Here is a 2657-nt window from a genome sequence, read left to right as displayed (position 1 = left end):
TCCGATCTGGCCGCCGCCCCGGCCGCCGAGAGCGTGGAGGAGGGCGACGAGGCCGCGCCGCGCCGGGGGCGTCGTCGTGCCACCCGCAAGGCCGCCGCCGGTTTCGCCGAGCCGAAGCCCGCCGTCGAGGACGAGACGGGCAAGCGCCCCAAGCGCCCGGCCGTCGCCATGTTCCAGGCGCCCGTCTTCACCGAGCCGATGTTCCAGACGCCGGAGCGCGCCGCCGCCGCGGCCGCCGCCGAGGCCGTGGAGGCCGCCGAGGAGGAGCAGCCCGCCCAGGCCGTGGAGTCCGCCGAGGCCGAGCCCGCCGGGCGTCGCCGTCGTCGCCGCCGCGCCGCGGACGAGCAGCCCGCCGCCGAGCAGCAGGCACCGGCCGCCGCCACCGAGGCCCTCGAAGCCGAGACCGAGACCGAGACCGAGGCCGAGGCCGCCGACGGTGGCGAGGACCACGACGAGCACGGCGACCGTCCGGCCCGGCGCCGTCGCCGCGGCGGCCGCCGCCGTCGCCGCGGCGAGTCCGCGGACGCCGAGGCCGAGCAGGGCGCGGAGAGCGAGAGCGACACCGAGTCGGGCACCGACCAGGACGCCGAGCACGCCGAGGGCGCCGCCGACGAGGAGCAGGCGGAGGAGTCCGCCGAGGCCGACGAGCGCGGCGAGGGCGCCGCGTCCGGGTCGAGCAGCAGCCGTCGCCGCCGTCGGCGCCGCCGTCGCGCCGGTGACGCGGCCCCCGAGGCCGTGACGTCCTCGGACGACCCGGAGCGCACGGTCGTCAAGGTCCGCGAGCCGCGCAAGAAGGACGAGAGGTCCGGCAACGGCACGGACGAGGTGCAGTCCATCAAGGGCTCGACCCGTCTCGAGGCCAAGAAGCAGCGCCGCCGCGAGGGCCGTGAGCAGGGCCGGCGCCGCGTCCCGATCATCACCGAGGCCGAGTTCCTGGCCCGCCGTGAGGCGGTCACCCGCGAGATGATCGTCCGCCAGAACGGCGACCGCACCCAGATCGGCGTGCTCGAGGACAACATCCTCGTCGAGCACTACGTCAACAAGGAGCAGTCGACCTCGTACGTCGGCAACGTCTACCTGGGCAAGGTCCAGAACGTGCTGCCGTCGATGGAGGCCGCCTTCATCGACATCGGCAAGGGCCGCAACGCCGTCCTGTACGCCGGTGAGGTGAACTTCGAGGCGCTCGGCATGGCCAACGGCCCGCGCCGCATCGAGTCCGCCCTCAAGTCCGGCCAGTCCGTGCTCGTCCAGGTCACCAAGGACCCGATCGGCCACAAGGGCGCCCGCCTGACCAGCCAGGTGTCGCTGCCCGGCCGCTACCTGGTCTACGTGCCCGAGGGCTCGATGACCGGCATCAGCCGCAAGCTCCCCGACACCGAGCGCGCGCGCCTGAAGACCATCCTCAAGAAGATCGTCCCCGAGGACGCGGGCGTCATCGTGCGCACCGCCGCCGAGGGCGCGAGCGAGGACGAGCTGCGCCGCGACGTCGAGCGTCTGCAGGCGCAGTGGGAGGAGATCCAGAAGAAGTCCAAGCAGATCTCGACGTCGTCGCCGAGCCTGCTGTACGGCGAGCCGGACATGACGGTCCGCGTCGTGCGCGACATCTTCAACGAGGACTTCTCCAAGGTCGTCATCAGCGGCGACGAGGCGTGGGAGACCATCCACGGCTACGTCAACCACGTGGCGCCCGACCTCGCGGACCGTTTGCAGCGGTGGACGTCCGAGGTCGACGTCTTCGCGACGTACCGGATCGACGAGCAGCTGGCCAAGGCCCTCGACCGCAAGGTGTGGCTGCCGTCCGGCGGCTCCCTGGTGATCGACAAGACCGAGGCGATGGTCGTCATCGACGTCAACACCGGGAAGTTCACCGGCCAGGGCGGCAACCTCGAGGAGACCGTGACGAGGAACAACCTCGAAGCGGCCGAGGAGATCGTGCGCCAGCTGCGCCTGCGCGACCTGGGCGGCATCGTCGTCATCGACTTCATCGACATGGTTCTGGAGTCCAACCGGGACCTGGTCCTTCGCCGCCTGCTCGAATCCCTCGGCAGGGACCGTACGAAGCACCAGGTCGCCGAGGTGACCTCGCTCGGCCTGGTCCAGATGACACGTAAGCGCGTCGGTCAGGGGCTCCTTGAGTCCTTCTCCGAGACGTGCGTGCACTGCAACGGCCGCGGCGTCATCGTCCACATGGAGCAGGCGTCCACGGGCGGTGGCGGCGGCAAGCGCAAGAAGCGCGGCCGCGGCGGCGCCGACCAGACGCCCGAGTCGGCCGTGCAGGCCGAGACCGGGACCAAGGCGGAGGCCGAGACCGAGACCGAGGCCGAGGTCGCCGCGGAGGCGGCAGCCCCGGTGGCGCTGCCCGAGCCGGACTTCCGCCCGGACGAGGAGCTGTACTCCAGCGCCGCCGAGGCGGAGGCCGCGGCGGGCCGAGGCCGCTCGCGCCGTCGCGCCACGCGTCGCGCCGAGGCCCCGGCGGGCGCTCCGCGTCCGGAGCAGGCCGAGCAGGCCGAGTACCCGGCCGAGGGCGACAGGGCAGACAAGGGCGACAAGGGCAAGAGGTCACGGAAGGCCAAGAAGGCGGCCAAGGCGGCCATGGCGGCGGAGCCCGTGGAGGCCGCGGAGTCCGCGGAGTCCGCGGAGTCCGCGGAGTCCGTGGA

At 73.1% G+C, this 2657-nt stretch carries 1 protein-coding gene; it reads left to right on the top strand.

Annotated elements, in window-relative coordinates; all coding sequences use genetic code 11:
• A partial coding sequence (locus OFY01_RS16030) for an Rne/Rng family ribonuclease (RefSeq protein ID WP_266600445.1) occupies positions 1 to 2657 on the top strand: 2657 nt, incomplete at both ends.

The sequence above is a fragment of the Streptomyces beihaiensis genome, assembly GCF_026274175.1.
In the GTDB taxonomy this organism is placed as follows: domain Bacteria; phylum Actinomycetota; class Actinomycetes; order Streptomycetales; family Streptomycetaceae; genus Streptomyces; species Streptomyces beihaiensis.
This window is presented reverse-complemented; position numbering and strand designations above follow the sequence as displayed.